Genomic DNA, 13885 nt, shown 5'->3' with positions numbered 1-13885 from the left:
GTAGATCTAATCCAGTGTACAATTTCATACAGCACCTCCAAGGTTAGATTGGACTCTTTCCTTGAAGCATACCAGAGTGCCGATGCGCTCTGGTATGCTGAGGTGCCTTCATATGATTATCAGGTCTTGGAAAGTCAGTTTCTTATATTTCAAGACCTGTCCCCAAATCTGCCGGGATATTTGATAAGAGCGGTTCGATTGAAAGAAATTTCGTCTGTGCGGGAACACGCTGAAGCTCGGATATTCTATGCACGTATTTCTGCGATTCAACGGTAACTCCCATCCAAACATTCGAAGGCCAGGAAATTTTGTCAAAAACTTCCAATAACCGATGTGATCTTTTTGTGAGGATTTGAAACACATGCTTGTCTGCTTTTTCCATTGTTTTGAAAACACTTTGGATAAATGAAAGCGGCATTTGTTCATGGAAAAGATCGCTCATGGAATTCACAAAGACAAATTTCGGTTCGCGCCATTTGAGCGGAAGATCAATAAGGTCGTGATGCAGTGTAAGTGAGAATCCATTCGCGTAGCGCCTATTGCCCATGGCTTTAAGCATGTAGGTTGGGTTGAGCGCCTCCTGTGAAACCCAACGCGTCTGTGATTGAAAGATGTCGGGCAAGGTAAACCTTTGCACAGCCTACTTACTCGACCTGTCGCGCTAAGTATTGTCTATAATACCGAGGTGCGTCTTGATCATGGCGAGAAATTCCCGCGCCTGCGCGACGGATTGAGCGGCGTCTTCGCGCGATATCTGGACGAGGTCTTTGTAATCGCTTTCCTGCCTCAGATCGAATATATCGTGAATCAGGGTGGAAAAATATTTGTCGATTTTTCCGGTCTTCACGAACTCCCGATCGAAGGTGGATATGACGCCGATGTGCTTCGATGTTTTCATGGGCGAGCATGTTTTCAGCAGCAAAGCCAGCAACGCATAGAATATGGCATAGTAGGCCCTGTTGACGATGGACCGGGGGCTGAAGTCTGTCTCCAGCATTCTCACGGCTTCTGACAGGGTTTCCTCCGCCTCCTGCAGGCGATAGGTGAAGAGAACGTCCTTGTCCGTCACACCGGCACCCCCTCGTCAACGATATTATGGACCAGGGGAGAGACTCGCAGCGGTGACTCCTCTATCTCGTATCGTGTGAAGATGAGGGGAGAGATATAGAGGGAATATTTAAAACCCACTTCCCATACGATGTCGCGGATCTTTTTCTTGAGGTCCCGGTTGATTGTTTCAACTTCCAGAAACACATCCATGTCCGAGAATTCGTCCGCGCCTCCCCGCGCGCGCGAACCGAACACCCGGAAGTCCAGCAGGGGTACAATTTCCGCGAGCCGCTGTTTTAACTCACGTGCTATTTCATAATCGTTTTTATCCATAGTTTTTGGCCTCCAGGACCAACCCGTTGTCGCCGGATAAGTTCTACCGTGCATGAACCATCTGTTTTGATTATAGTATTTTCCCGGTTTTATTCAAGAAAATTATAGTTTTTCGGAAAAATCATTGTTATGTTCACTCGTACCTGATGATCCGTCTCTTTCCGTTCTTTGTTGTTATCCTGGCAAGATGAAGACGGTTCTTTTTTCCTGATGAATACGCCTTGGCAACCGCCAGGGCGACGGCTTTTCTCTTGAACAGCGTGGCCTGGTCGATGGACATTCCATATCCATCATCGGAAACATTGAGCCACAAACGCCAGCGGCCACGGCCTGATATGTCCGAGAAAACGACGTAGCGCACCGGATCATTCGCATCGGCGATTCTCCTGCGGAGTTCACGCTTGAATGCCGGCGACAACTTGTCGTCTTTATTGAGAGGAGCGGATTCAGAGCGTTTCTTCATGCTGTTTTCCCGTTTTGTATCACAAACAATATACGAAGTATTCCTAATGAGATGACGGTACTATAATTCATAAAAAATTGCAAGAATTTCGCAGTGCCATGCCGAACCGTCACAAAGAGGAGAAGTGTTCTCCAGCTTTCCCTAAATCAACGAAAATACATTGAGGCAAAAGATTTTATGCTCACACGAAGCCACAAAGCCACGAAGGGAGGCCTTTTTTGTGTGAAATATCTTTTTTGTTCCTATGTTACCTGTCCGTTCAGGACGCGGGAGATACCATCCTTCATCATACCTTCACCGAAATTCAGAAGGTATCCCAGTTTTTTGCCTGTCAGTTTAAGATAAGTGAGAACTTGTTTCTTGTGCGCTTTGCTGACGCGTTCAACCGACTTCAGTTCGAGAATGACCTTGTCTTCCACGACGACATCTGCGCGGAAACCCTCGTCGAATTGAACTCCACGGAATTGTATAGGGATGGGAATCTGTCTTTCAACCTTCAAACTGGCTTCTTGAAGCAAATGCACGAGAAGTATTTCGTATACAGTTTCGAGCAGTCCTGGTCCCAGTTCCATGTGAAGCCGCACTGCACAGTTCACAATGATTTTTCCTATTTCGTTCTCAGTCATTCCAACCTGGTCTTGTGCGGTCATTTGCGAGTTCCGCCTTTCTTGTGCAATTCATTACAAAGCAAAAGATTTGTTCTCACACGGAGCCACGAAGCCACGAAGAAGAAAAGCATTCCTTGGTTTTTTCAATCAATGACGATGCTTTTTAAGCAAAGGATTTATTCTCACACAACGCTACAAAGAGGTGAAGTTTTCTCAGGTTTCCTTCGTGGCTTCGTGGCTCCGTGTGAGACTAATGTCTTTTGGGTCTTGCCCTATTTGTACTTCCTCACCACCGCTGTCACGACCCCGGATATTTTGAGCTCACGCTTCGGCTTGATAGGCTGGTACTTGGGGTTTGCGGGTACGAGGGTAATGCTGTCTCCGCGTTTTCGGAGATACTTCATCGTCCATTCACCATCCACCTGGGCGATCACGATATCGCCGCTCTTTGGCGTCCGGCCTTTATCGACAATGACCATATCACCCGGAAGGATCCCCGCGCCGGACATGGAATCGCCGGATACCTTGAGCAAAAAGGTTGCCTCCCGGTTCTGGATCAGGAAATCATCAAGGGAGAGGGTATCAACCAGCTCTTCTTCCGCGGGAGAGGGGAACCCTGCCTCGACAGTTCCCAGAACCTTGAGAGGGCAGGCAATTGAACCTGCGATCAGCCTGCCGGTCTTGTCCCGCTCCAGGACCTTGAGCTTCTCCAGCCTGCCTACGAGCTTGAATACCGAGTTTTTTGACCGCAGACCGGTTATCTTGCCGAGCTCTGAGAAACTGGGCATTCTGCCGTTCTTCTGCTGGAAACGGGCAAGGTCCCGGATGCGGGCGCGGTGTTTCTCTTCCTTGACGATTGGTGACGGCATGGATAGAGTATAAGTGAACGAACGTTCACCTGTCAAGGGTTTTCGGAATTTCTTTACGTGATTGTATCAACATGTTATACTTTCAACAGGTTATGGTGTCTGTATATGTGCGGACGATTTGAGGTGCATAGCGCCATTGAGATCATCGCGAAGATGTTCGGGATCGCTGACTGGGATATTGAATATCCGCCCCGCTACAACATCGCGCCCAGCCAGGACATTCTGATCGTCATCAATGACGGCAAGCGGAGGCTCATCAAGTCCCGAAGAAAGGAAAGTTATGATACAGAATAAGATCGTTGTGCGATATCTGGATGGCCGCGTGTCGAAGGGCTTCACCAACAATTTCACGCCCAATAAAGACTCCTTCCATCTTGTTCCTCTGGACGCTCCACCGGGTTTCAAGCCCCTTGATGTTCACCTTAAGGAATTAAAAGCGATATTTTTTGTGAAAGACTTTGTGGGGGATCGTCATTATAACGAACAGAAAACATTCGACGCGTCACAGCCGGTTATGGGGAAAAAGATACAGGTAATTTTCAAGGACGGAGAAAAATTGGTCGGAACGACCCAGGGCTATCAAGCGGGCCGGCCGGGATTCTTCGTTTTCCCGGCTGACAAGAAGTCAAATATCGACAGATTCTTTGTCATCGCCGCGGCTGCGCGCTCTGTTTCGTTTATTTGAGCGGTGCATTCAAATGCGGTCAGCGGTCTTCGGCAACAAGGGATGAATCAAGACCGTATGTGTCTCGCGATTTTTATCCGACAGGCAACCGGGAGCGGCATGCATTATTCGCTGAAAGGAACAGCCAGGCATGAAAAATAAAAATGTCGGAAGCGGTAATAATAAAAAAGCTTCCGACATTAAGGGAGGCAAATGGTTCGGGCCCGAGAGTATGGTTAGAGGCGTATTGCCCATTTAGGCCAAACCATTTTCACGGTACGAGGCACTTTTGATATACTCATTTCCCAAAGGCAAGACGTAACCCGTATTGGTTTACATCGCCGATCCGGTTTGCATTGCCGTGGGAAGGGCCCGACTGTTTTCAACTGGCAGAAAATTAAAGTAAGACGACACGAGATAGTGTAACAGCTTTTGTCTCTCTGCCATAGACATGCTCAAGTAGAGCGAGCTGTCTATTAAAATATTGTTGATCTCTTTCTCCTGTTCCCGGGTAATTTTATTGTTCTCTTGTTCGCTCATAGCGCTCACCGAACATGGGTAATTTCACCAGCTAAATCTCTTACTCTACGGTATTAAAATGCAAGAAAATTGCCAGAATACAACTGATTGATATTTGTAATAAAATAGTATTATGGTTTTATAGTGTAAGGTTGTTCGACAATCGTAAATTAGGATTCAGGATGGTATTGGAGGTGAAAGAAACAACAGGGGTGTTTTTATCTGAAAAAACTTATGAGAATTAATATTTTAATAAAAACGATAGGTTACGTTCAATCCTCAATAACATTCAAGAATGAATTACACTGAAATATGAACGTACAATTCCTCTCTTTACGTTCGGGAATGGTAAGAAATGTGAAAATTGGGGGAATTTATGTAATATTTAGAAACACTTTATCATTTTGATCGAAAGAATTGCTATCACGGCCTTCACTAAGAGATGATGTTTCAATTAGTTGCACTCAATCCTCTTTGTCACTCTTCGTAAGGATAGTGCCGAATTCCTGCCAAAAGAATTGCAGCCTCTACTCCGTCCTCACCATCTCCGCCACGCATTCAATATGATAGGTATAGGGGAACATGTCCACCGGCTGAAGCCGATCGAGGCGGAAACCGAAGAGTTGAAAGAACTTCAGGTCCCGCGCAAGCGTCGAGGGATTGCACGAGACATAGACGATCTTCCTCGGGACAAAGGCGAGCACGCGCTCGATCGTCTTGAGCGTGGCACCGGCACGCGGCGGGTCGAGCACGATCACTTCAGCGCGCAGTTTTTTCTGGATCAGCGCCTTCAATCCCTTCTGCATGTCGTCGGCAATAAATTCCGTATTCGAGATCCCGTTCAATTCCGCGTTCGCTTTTGCGTCCTCGATCGCCGAGTAGCCCGACTCGATGCCGATCACGGTCTTTGCGTTCTTCGCGAGCGGCAGGGAAAAGTTGCCGATGCCGCAGTAGAGGTCGAGCACGGTCTCGTTCCCCGTGAGTGAGGTAAAGTCCAGTACCGTCCTTACCATGTTCCTGTTCTGATCCCAGTTTACCTGAAAGAAATTTCCTTCCGTGGCTTTGAGCTTAATACCGTCGATCTCGAGCGTGAGCTGGTTCCTGCCGAGGGAGGAGACCTTTTTTCTGCCCGAGAAGCCGGTTATGCCGATCACTTCGGGCGAGGTCCTTTTCAGTTCCGCGAAGAAGGGGTCCATTGCCGGGGAAAGCAGTTGTTCGCTGAAGAGCAGGAGATGGACCTCTCCCGACGGTGAGGCGTTGATATGGAGTTCGGTGAGCAACGGAAGCTTGTCAGAAAGGGTCCTGATGTCATTCAACACCTTGTTGATGACGGGGTGGATGAGGAAGGCATTATTCACTTCAATGAGGTCGTACGAACCCGGGCGGAAAAAACCGATTCGCTGCCGGTTGTCTTTCATCCGCACATTGAACTGCGTGCGCAGCCGGTAGTGGTCCGTGCGAGGCGAGGGGAGCATCGAAAGAAGGCGCCGGGGTTCAATGCCTCCTATTTTTTTCAGGGTGTCGAGCAGGATCTCCTGCTTATGCTTGAGCTGGGCCGGGTACGCGATGTGCGGCCAGGTTGCGCCGGTACATTCGATTTCCCCATTGCACGGTGGCGTGATGCGGTCTTTTGACGGTGTAAGGACCTTGACAAGGGCGGCTTCCAGGAAGCCTTTTCTCTTTTTCCTGATGAAGACAACGACCCGCTCTCCCGGCAGTACACCGGGAACAAAGACCGCCTGGCCGGTGTCCAGCCTTGCCAGCCCGCTGCCGCCATGGACGAGTTTTTCAATGAGCACCTCGAGCGCGCCGGTTTGTTCGCTCATCCGAGGATCTTTTTTACCGTGTCCCGGAGCAGGGACAGGTCTGAGGACTTGACTACATAGGCGTCGGAGCACCAGCTTCCGAAATCATGCTTATATTCCTCGTAGGCGGTGCAGATAATAACGGGAAGGGTGCTGTCCTTCTCTTTCATCTTCCGAAGGGTTTCTATGCCGTCCATTTCTTCCATGCGCATGTCCAGGGTGGCCAGATCGAACTTTGTGGTGTCCATCGCCGCGAGCGCCTGAATGCCGTCGTTGGCCGTTATTACCTCGTAGCCCATCTCTTCGAATTCCTCTTTATAAAGCCCCCGGATATTCTGCTCATCGTCGATAACCAGTATCTTTTTCATTCGCACCTCCTCGGCAGTAAATTTGAATTGAATAAAATCTAACCACAGAGAACACAGAGAACTGCTTGAGTTACAGCATCTGAAACGCTTCCCATGCTCTCTCCCATGGAGAATCCGTCTTTATCATCTGCAACAAGGCTAAGAATTCATTGATCAGGATCTTGTGCTATTGCTCTCAGGGAGCGGAAGCTTGATCGTGAAAATGGCCCCCCCCTTGTCCCGGTTCCGGAGTTCGATCTTCCCTTTGTGGGACTGGATGATCCTGTTCGTGATCGGCAGGCCAAGCCCCGTGCCCCGCGGTTTCGTTGTATAGTAGGGATTGAAAATATTATGCATGGCCTTGGCTGAAATGCCGGGCCCCGTGTCCCCGATCTCGATCGCCGCCATCCGGGCTTCAGGAACCGCATAGGTCCTGACGAAAAGCGTGCCGCCGTTTTCCATTGCTTCCATGGCATTCTTGAGAATGTTGATCATTCCCTGCTTGATCTGCGGCGTATCGATCATAAGGTGCGGCAGAGAAGGGGAAAAATCCCGCTCGACACGGATGCGCCGCTGGGTAAGTTCGTCTTCATAGAGCGTCAGAATATCCTCGAGGAGGACGACAATGTCAGCTTCAATGAGCTGCGGCGAGATCTCCTTGATGTAAGAAAGGTTGTCGTGGATGATCCCCTCGAGCCTCGCGACCTCGCTCAGGATGATATCGACATATTTTTTATCCTCGGTGTCCTTGAGCTTCTTCGACAGCCGCCTGGTAAAGCCGCCGATGGAGACGAGCGGATTCCTGATCTCATGGGTGATCTCGGCCATCATGGCGCCAAGTGCCGCCATCTTCTCGGACTGGACAAGCTGCTCGTGCATGGAGCGCATGTCCTTGTTCATGGTCTCGAGGTTCGTGTGAAAGATGGCGTTCTCGATGGCAAGCGCGGCCTGGTGTGCGAACAGGGTGAGGAAACGGATATCGCCATCGGTAATCGGTCTCTGGGTGAACATATTGTCCACGAGGATGACGCCGATGACACGGTCCTTTGCGACAAGCGGGACCGTTGCGAAGCTGTTCACCTTGAGTGTTTCGCGGAGTTTGTCGCTCACGAGGGGATCGGTGGCGGCATGAATGATGTTATACGATCTTTTGTTCAGCACCGTGAGCGCCAGCACTTCTTCGTTCGGCAGGAGCGAAACACGGATGCCCTTTGCCAGCGTATTGAGCGGCGAATCGCGGTGTTCAAAAAGCGCGCCCGTCTGGATCCATTCCATGAGACTTTTATGGATGCGCGACACTTCACTCCAGGCCTGGCCCGCTTCTTCCCAGCTTGTCGGTCCGACGCCCATCATGCCCTGGAGCGTATTGGTGCGTTCATTGGTCAGGAGCAGGAGTGCCCGGTTGAAGCCGAGACCGCTTCCTCCCATGGTCGCAGCGGTAAGGATGATCCTGAGCAGCCGGTCGAGGTTCAACGTCGTGCTCATGGCGGTGCCGATATCGTACAGGATGGAAAGTTCCTGGGCCCTGGTACGCGCTTCGATCGCCAGGTCCTCCATGCGCTCATACATGGCCGCGTTCTCGACCGATACCGCCGCGCCGCTGGCGACGGTGGTCAGGAACTGGAGGTCGTCCTCGGTAAAGGGCTGGCCTTCCTGCTTGTTATACAGCGTAATGACGCCGATCACCTTGTCCCGGAAGAGAAGCGGAACGCTGATGATGGACGCCGCGGTGACCCCGCAGCCATCGGCGAGGGCGGGGTCTTTCGTGATGTCCTGGATCAGGATCGGTTTTTTCTCATGGGCAACACGTTCCGCAATATTGCTGCCGATCATCATATCCATATTTGCTATCGTGTCGCCGATGATGCTGTAGGAAGAAAAGGTTTTGCGGGTCGCGATCTCCGGCAGGTCCATGAGCCGGATGGTGCAGCCCTGGGCGCGGAGCGATTGCGTGCTGTTTTTGGCGATGAGCGAGAGGAGCGATTCGAGGTCGAGCGTGGAGGTGAGCGCCATGCCGATCTCATAGATGGTGGCAAGCGCGGCCAGACGGTCCTGGATGTTCTGGAACATCTGCGCGTTCTTGATCACCCCGCTGATCTGGTTGGCGGTGGTGGTGAGCAGCGTGATGTCCGATGACGTGGCGCTCCACACGGCGGAGGAGAGCACGAAGAACACGCCGAGGCACTGGTCTTCGTACATGATCGGCGCGGCAGCTAGAGATTTGAACTTCTCGATGCCCGATTCGGGTACATAGGCGAAGCGCGGATCAGCATAGGGGTCATCGAGCGCAAGCGGGACTTTCTGCTCGGCTACCCATCCGGCGATGCCCATGCCGAGCGGAAAGCTTAGTTTGCCGATCGTCTCCTGGTTCAGACCGATTGCTGCGGCGAGCGTAACGGTCTTTCCGGAGCGGTCGATCAGGAACACCGACGCGCCGTCCTTTCCCATGCCCTGCGCAACGGCCTCGACGAGGCGTCGAAGCTTCTCCGGGAGATCGACCGATGAGTTCGATATGCGGCTGATCTCGCTCAGGATTATCAGTTCTTTTTTTTCGGTTGTTTCCATAGTTGAAATGCAGGGTCCGGCAGCCAAGGGTCAGGAGTCAGGAGAGGATAGGTCAATTGGAATTTATCATTAACGTACCCAGTTTCTGAACCCCGGCCCCTGAACCCTGAACCCTGAACCTTTACTTCTTCCTCATCGCCTTCTGATACATCTTCACGTATTCCTTTGCCGAGCGCTCCCACGAGAAATCCTGTCTCATGCCGTTCCGCATCAGTCGTTTCCATGTGTTCCGGTCACGGTACACTTCAAGCGCGCGGCGCAGGCAGTCGATGAGTGCCTGCGCGGAGTATTCCTCGAACAGAAATCCGGTTCCCCGACCTGTTTTCGGGTTATAGTCAGCGACCGTGTCACGGAGCCCCCCTGTGTTGCGGGCGACCGGCACGGTGCCGTAGCGCAGCGCCATCATCTGGCCGAGACCGCAGGGCTCGTAGTGAGACGGCATGAGAAACATATCGCACCCGGCGTACAGGTTCTTTGCGAGCGAATCATCGTACCGGAGCAGTACGCGCATGTTCTTTGAATAGCGGCCGGCCGCATCGGACAGAATGCGATGGTATCTCTCGTCTCCGGTGCCGAGAATGACAAGCTGCACGCCGAGGGACATGATCTCTGGAAGTGCCTTGGTCAAAATATCCAGCCCTTTCTGGTCCACCAGGCGCGTTACCATGCCGATCAGCGGCTCATCGGTCCCGGGCATACGGATCAGTGCTTGAAGCGCTTTCTTGCAGAGTGACTTGCCTGAAAGTTTCAACGCGTTGTAGGTCTTCGCGACGGCGCGATCATGTGCCGGGTCCCAAATCCGGTAATCGATCCCGTTCACGATGCCGAAGAGGTCCCCGGTCCGATTCACGAGCACACCCTCGAGACCATACCCGTATTCAGGGGTCTGGATCTCGCGGCTATAGGTTTTGCTCACGGTCGTGATGATGTCCGAGAAGACGAGGCCGGCCTTGAGAAAATTGATCTTGCCCCAGAACTCAATGCCCTCGGGAGTGAACACATCCCAACCGAGACCGGTCAAACGCATGTCCCAGTGCCAGAAGATACCCTGATAACCGAGATTGTGCACCGTGAAGATTGTTTTGGTTCTGCGTAATGTTTCTGAACCGCGGTACCGTGTTTTCAGATAGAGCGGTACGAGTCCTGTCTGCCAGTCGTTACAGTGGATGATATCCGGGCGGTAGTCCAGGGCGCGGCAAAGCTCCAGGAGTGCCCGCGAAAAAAAAATGAACCGCTCCGCGTTGTCGGGATAATCGGTCCGCGCTGTCCGGTAGAGCTCGGGCCGATCGTAGTAGATGTCCTTCTTGATAAAATAGACGATGACATCCCCGCCCATCTTCCCCTCGAGAACATCGCAGCGCTCCTCCCACGTCCCGAGAGGGACCGAGAAGGTCGCGACGTGCTTGAGGTTCGATGCATGCGAGCCCACCTGCCGGTAGTACGGCATGACCACACGCACCTCATGGCCGAGCGAGGCGATTGCGGGGGGAAGGCTCCCGGCGACGTCCGCGAGCCCGCCGGTCTTTGCAAAGGGGGCCGCCTCGGATGCCGCGAACAGGATTTTCATACCTTGATTTCCCGCAGGAATTTAGCCGCCTCCTCGGGCGGTGTGGGATTGATGTAGAACCCCGAGCCCCATTCGAACCCTGCCACGTTCGTCAACTTGGGCATGAGTTCGATGTGCCAGTGGTAGTAATCGTTGCATTCATCCTTGAACGGCGAGGTGTGGATCACAAAGTTGTAAGGAGGGGTCGAGAGCGCGCGATCGATCCGTTGGAGTACATTTTGCAGGAGACCGGCGAGATCTTTAAAGTCCTCGTTTGAAGAGGAGGTATAACAGGAGAGGTGCGACTTGGGCAGGATCCAGGTCTCGAAGGGAAAACGCGGTGCGAAGGGCGCCAGGGCAATGAAGAGCGGTGTTTCGAGCACCACGCGCGCACCCGATCGTATCTCCTGACGTACGATATCGCAGAAGATGCAGCGCTCCTTGAGGTTATAGTGTCGTCGGCACGCGTCGATCTCTTCCTGCACATGGATCGGCACGATCGGAAGCGCGATGAGCTGTGAATGGGTGTGCTCGAGCGTTGCGCCGGCTGAGATCCCTTCGTTCTTGAAGATGAGGGCATATTGGAAGCGGGTGTCACGCTTCAGGTCTTCCATGCGGTCCCGGAAAGCCCACAGCACTTCTTCCATCGCCGGAAGCGGAAGGGTCGCGAGCGTGGCGTTATGGTCAGGGCTTTCGATGATAACCTCGTGCGCGCCGATGCCGTTCATCCTGTCGAAGATACCCTCGCCCTGCTTGCCCAGGTCACCCTCGATCTGGAGCGCGGGAAACTTGTTCGGCACGACGCGGAGCCGCCAGCCCGGCCCGTTGGGCGTGGTTGCCCCCGCGGCGCGATAGGCCAGGACCTCGTTCGGAGTGGTGCGTTCGTTGCCTGCACAGAAGGGGCAGAATCCGCCCCGTTTTTTGCCGCGCTGGTCCTGGAAATCCGCGGGTCGCTTGCCGCGCTCGGAAGAGATGATGACCCAGCGGCCGGTGATCGGATCTTTTCGTAATTCAGGCATATATGCTCCTCTGCGTGTTTTTTTAGGGCGGGTTTTTCTGTAACTACTCGGGTCCGGGGAATAAATCATGAAAAAGGAGGTAACGATGACGAAGCCCGTATCGTCACGCGGTCAATGGTAACGTAAAAGACGAATAACGTTGCCCAATACCGAAACGGGCATCGTACCCTTTGCCGGTGTCCCGAGTAATTATTTTTCTATTATAACCATCTTGTTCCTTGTTGTCAAAAGAACTCTTGATATGCTAAGATGACGTCCATGAGGAAGAAACTAGACAGGCTGTCGTACACGCTCGGCAGTATGCTGAAGGCCCGTGGTCTGGGGAGCCGACTGAGCGAGTACCGCGTTTTCGGCCTGTGGGATAAGTCCGTCGGTTCGGTCATTGCGCGCCACGCCCAGCCGCAGACCGTGCGGGGGAAAAAGCTCACGCTCGTCGTTGACAGCCCGGCCTGGATGCAGCAGCTTTCCCTGCTCAAACCCCAGATCGTGGAAAAAGTGAACAGGACCCTCGGGAAGGAAACGATCAAGGAGATCACGCTGAGACTCGGCGAGGTTGCGTCACGGGAACAACCTGCGGAGGAGCCTCCTGTCCGCACGGTTCTTGGCCGGGAGGAGCGGGAAAAGATCGAGGATTATGTTCGCGGGATAAGCGACCCCGCCATTAAAGAAGCCATCAGTCGTGTGATCGAAAAGGATTTTTTGAGCCGGAAGCGGGGCAGGTGATATCGTAATAAGTCAAGCCAGAGTAACCAACGTAAATATGTTGACCGGCGTTGAGTTTTTGGATATGGTTGATCTGTGAAGACACCGTTACAGATAAATGTTGATAAAAGGTTGATCGCAGAATTCTGCCTTAAATGGAGCATCAGAGAGTTTTCCATTTTTGGTTCAGCATTACGGGATGATTTTCGACCTGATAGCGATGTTGATGTTTTTGTAAGCTTTGCAGCGGACGCACAGTGGAGTCTATTCGACATTGTGCAGATGCAGGATGAACTCAAGGCCATCTTCGGCAGGGAAGTAGATTTGATTGAAAAAGAAGCGCTCCGAAATCCGTTCCGTCGTCGTGCGATTCTCTCCGGCAGAGAGGTGCTGTATGCAGCCTGATGAGCGCGATTATGCTTATCTCTGGGACATGTTGGATGCAGCTCAGATGTCTTTTTCACATTGACCCGCGTCGAGCCAATGTGCTATAGTATTTGTAAAGGTGAAACCATGAAACAGAACATCAAAAAAGCCAAACGGCATCTTACAAAACTGCGAGAATTGGTATCCAAGCGAAAGCATCCTCTATCTGAAGTGAAAGAGGAAAAGGTCTTGGAAACCCTTCGCAAAACCAGAGAAGAACTTTGGGACAAAAAATTTGCTGCTCGTACTTGACTCCAACGAATTCATCTTCGGCTTCGGGGTCGCCCGAAAGCCCTCCTGCGAAGCGCTTCTTGACTCAATAACCGAAGCACCTGCGAATACCATCCGCATCCCCCGCCTCATCGTCGAGGAAGTCGGACGCCACCTGACCCCCGAGGAATTCAGAGAATTCATCGATTTCATCATGAGCCTCACCGTCATTGACGAAGATTTCGTCGTCCCCTTTGAATTGGGCTCTAAGTACGAAGCAGAAGGACTCAAGTCTGCCGATGCGTTCATCGCGGCCTACGTCGAGTGGACGGGCGCCGATGCGCTGGTTACGGAAAATCGGCATTTCCTCCGGCAACGCGACAACCTGCCGTTCAGGGTCCTGAATGCGGCGGACTGCATAAAGATCATGAAAGCTTCCCGGTAGCTTCTGCAAAAAAACGTTCCGCTGCCTTTTCATTTTGTACGACATCAACATTCAACAGGCTGTTGAAAAAGTCAAAAAACACCGAAATTGTCTTTCTGAGCGCAGCGAAGAATCTCGCCTTTCCAAATACTTGAGATCCTTCACTTCGTTCAGGATGACACATCACAAGGGTTTTTCAACAGCCTGTCAAGACGCGACCCTGATATGGTTGACAGTTGTCAAGGAAAAAACAGTTTCCCCGCCCCTCCGTACAAAAGGGATGATATCAGTTATTGCTCCAGGGCATAACCAGAGACGGGACCTATCGGCGACGA

At 52.1% G+C, this 13885-nt stretch carries 17 protein-coding genes; 6 read left to right on the top strand and 11 right to left on the bottom strand.

From position 1 onward, the window contains the following. Nucleotides 1-142: 142 nt before the first annotated feature. The 6 genes from M0R70_16370 to lexA form a co-directional block, all read right to left on the bottom strand. The gene (locus tag M0R70_16370; GenBank protein ID MCK9420934.1) at nucleotides 143-622 is read right to left on the bottom strand and encodes a phage Gp37/Gp68 family protein; all 480 of its coding nucleotides are present in this window, start codon (nucleotides 620-622) and stop codon (nucleotides 143-145) included. Between the two features lie 39 nt (nucleotides 623-661). Beyond that, nucleotides 662-1069 (bottom strand): HEPN domain-containing protein, encoded by a 408-nt coding sequence (locus tag M0R70_16365; protein ID MCK9420933.1) that lies wholly within the window; start codon nucleotides 1067-1069, stop codon nucleotides 662-664. Next, the gene (locus tag M0R70_16360; protein MCK9420932.1) at nucleotides 1066-1383 is read right to left on the bottom strand and encodes a nucleotidyltransferase domain-containing protein; all 318 of its coding nucleotides are present in this window, start codon (nucleotides 1381-1383) and stop codon (nucleotides 1066-1068) included. The genes M0R70_16365 and M0R70_16360 overlap by 4 nt, the downstream gene beginning before the upstream one ends. 133 nt (nucleotides 1384-1516) lie before the next feature. Next, nucleotides 1517-1846, bottom strand: a complete 330-nt coding sequence (locus M0R70_16355; protein MCK9420931.1) for a hypothetical protein — start codon at nucleotides 1844-1846, stop codon at nucleotides 1517-1519. Nucleotides 1847-2088: 242 nt separating this feature from the next. Further along, complete coding sequence (locus M0R70_16350; GenBank protein MCK9420930.1) at nucleotides 2089-2472, bottom strand: GxxExxY protein; 384 nt, start codon at nucleotides 2470-2472, stop codon at nucleotides 2089-2091. A gap of 254 nt (nucleotides 2473-2726) precedes the next feature. Further along, nucleotides 2727-3323: a transcriptional repressor LexA gene (gene lexA, locus M0R70_16345; GenBank protein MCK9420929.1), complete on the bottom strand. Its 597-nt coding sequence runs from the start codon at nucleotides 3321-3323 to the stop codon at nucleotides 2727-2729. Between the two features lie 105 nt (nucleotides 3324-3428). Here lexA and M0R70_16340 point away from each other — a divergent pair, with 105 nt between their 5' ends. Further along, nucleotides 3429-3617, top strand: a complete 189-nt coding sequence (locus tag M0R70_16340; protein ID MCK9420928.1) for an SOS response-associated peptidase — start codon at nucleotides 3429-3431, stop codon at nucleotides 3615-3617. Continuing rightward, the gene (locus M0R70_16335) at nucleotides 3604-4008 is read left to right on the top strand and encodes a hypothetical protein (protein MCK9420927.1); all 405 of its coding nucleotides are present in this window, start codon (nucleotides 3604-3606) and stop codon (nucleotides 4006-4008) included. The genes M0R70_16340 and M0R70_16335 overlap by 14 nt, the downstream gene beginning before the upstream one ends. Before the next feature lie 1025 nt (nucleotides 4009-5033). On the opposite strand, the gene rlmD is transcribed toward M0R70_16335, so the two are convergent. The 5 genes from rlmD to galT all read right to left on the bottom strand — a co-directional run bounded on the left by rlmD (nucleotide 5034) and on the right by galT (nucleotide 11788). Then, nucleotides 5034-6332 carry a 23S rRNA (uracil(1939)-C(5))-methyltransferase RlmD gene (gene rlmD / locus M0R70_16330; GenBank protein ID MCK9420926.1) on the bottom strand — a complete coding sequence of 433 codons (1299 nt, stop codon included), beginning with the start codon at nucleotides 6330-6332 and terminating at the stop codon, nucleotides 5034-5036. Beyond that, nucleotides 6329-6679 (bottom strand): response regulator, encoded by a 351-nt coding sequence (locus tag M0R70_16325; GenBank protein ID MCK9420925.1) that lies wholly within the window; start codon nucleotides 6677-6679, stop codon nucleotides 6329-6331. Before M0R70_16325 ends, rlmD begins: the two co-directional genes overlap by 4 nt. A 153-nt stretch (nucleotides 6680-6832) precedes the next feature. Continuing rightward, complete coding sequence (locus tag M0R70_16320; GenBank protein ID MCK9420924.1) at nucleotides 6833-9223, bottom strand: GAF domain-containing protein; 2391 nt, start codon at nucleotides 9221-9223, stop codon at nucleotides 6833-6835. A gap of 121 nt (nucleotides 9224-9344) precedes the next feature. After that, nucleotides 9345-10790, bottom strand: coding sequence for a glycogen synthase GlgA (glgA, locus tag M0R70_16315; GenBank protein MCK9420923.1), 1446 nt, complete (start codon nucleotides 10788-10790; stop codon nucleotides 9345-9347). After that, nucleotides 10787-11788: a galactose-1-phosphate uridylyltransferase gene (galT, locus tag M0R70_16310; protein ID MCK9420922.1), complete on the bottom strand. Its 1002-nt coding sequence runs from the start codon at nucleotides 11786-11788 to the stop codon at nucleotides 10787-10789. The genes glgA and galT overlap by 4 nt, the downstream gene beginning before the upstream one ends. A 258-nt stretch (nucleotides 11789-12046) precedes the next feature. On the opposite strand from galT, the gene M0R70_16305 reads away from it, so the two are divergent. The 4 genes from M0R70_16305 (at nucleotide 12047) to M0R70_16290 (ending at nucleotide 13571) form a co-directional block, all read left to right on the top strand. Further along, on the top strand, nucleotides 12047-12511 hold the full coding sequence (locus M0R70_16305; protein MCK9420921.1) for a DUF721 domain-containing protein: 465 nt from the start codon (nucleotides 12047-12049) through the stop codon (nucleotides 12509-12511). 75 nt (nucleotides 12512-12586) lie between these two features. After that, nucleotides 12587-12895, top strand: coding sequence for a nucleotidyltransferase family protein (locus M0R70_16300; protein MCK9420920.1), 309 nt, complete (start codon nucleotides 12587-12589; stop codon nucleotides 12893-12895). A gap of 108 nt (nucleotides 12896-13003) precedes the next feature. Next, nucleotides 13004-13168: a hypothetical protein gene (locus tag M0R70_16295; protein MCK9420919.1), complete on the top strand. Its 165-nt coding sequence runs from the start codon at nucleotides 13004-13006 to the stop codon at nucleotides 13166-13168. After that, nucleotides 13152-13571 carry a PIN domain-containing protein gene (locus M0R70_16290; GenBank protein MCK9420918.1) on the top strand — a complete coding sequence of 140 codons (420 nt, stop codon included), beginning with the start codon at nucleotides 13152-13154 and terminating at the stop codon, nucleotides 13569-13571. The genes M0R70_16295 and M0R70_16290 overlap by 17 nt, the downstream gene beginning before the upstream one ends. Nucleotides 13572-13885: the final 314 nt, after the last annotated feature.

This window comes from Nitrospirota bacterium (genome assembly GCA_023229435.1).
In the GTDB taxonomy this organism is placed as follows: domain Bacteria; phylum Nitrospirota; class UBA9217; order UBA9217; family UBA9217; genus JALNZF01.
This window is presented reverse-complemented; position numbering and strand designations above follow the sequence as displayed.